General features: G+C 75.9%; 1 protein-coding gene. It reads right to left on the reverse strand.

The features are described 5' to 3' along the window. Positions 1-642, reverse strand: a 642-nt coding sequence (locus tag ABD345_RS40055) for an HAD-IC family P-type ATPase (protein WP_344559772.1), incomplete at both ends; no start/stop codon positions are given.

Genomic DNA, 642 nt, shown 5'->3' on the forward strand with positions numbered 1-642 from the left:
CTTGCGCCACCAGCCGGTTGTCGCCGGTGAGCAGGACGGGGCGCAGGCCCAGGGCGCGCAGTTCGGCGATCGCCTCCGCGCTGCTCGGCTTCACCGCGTCGGCGACCTCAAGGACGGCCCGGGCCGTCCCGTCCCAGCCGACCGCGATCGCGGTCCGCCCGGCCCGCTCGGCGGCGGTTCCGGCGGCGGCCAGGGCGGGTGGCAGGGGGGTGTCGAGCAGGACGGCGCGGCCGGCCAGGACGGTGCGGCCGTCGACGGTGCCCTGGACGCCGAGGCCGGGCCGGTTGCGGAAGTCCTCGACGGCGGGCAGGTCGCCGAGGCGTTCCCGCGCGGCGGTGGCGACGGCTTGGGCGATGGGGTGTTCGGAGGCGTGTTCCAGGGCGCCGGCCAGGCGCAGTGCTTCGTCCCGGGTGGTGTCTTCGGTGGTGTGGACGGCGAGCAGGGTCATCCGGCCGGTGGTGACGGTGCCGGTCTTGTCGAGGACGACGGTGTCGGCCTTGCGGGTGTTCTCCAGCGCTTCCGGGCCCTTGATCAGGATGCCGAGTTGGGCGCCGCGTCCGGTGCCGACCAGCAGGGCGGTGGGGGTGGCCAGGCCGAGGGCGCACGGGCAGGCGATGATCAGCACCGCCACGGCCGCGGTGA

Origin of the sequence: Kitasatospora saccharophila, assembly GCF_039529925.1 — a bacterium.
Classification (GTDB): Bacteria; Actinomycetota; Actinomycetes; order Streptomycetales; family Streptomycetaceae; genus Kitasatospora; species Kitasatospora saccharophila.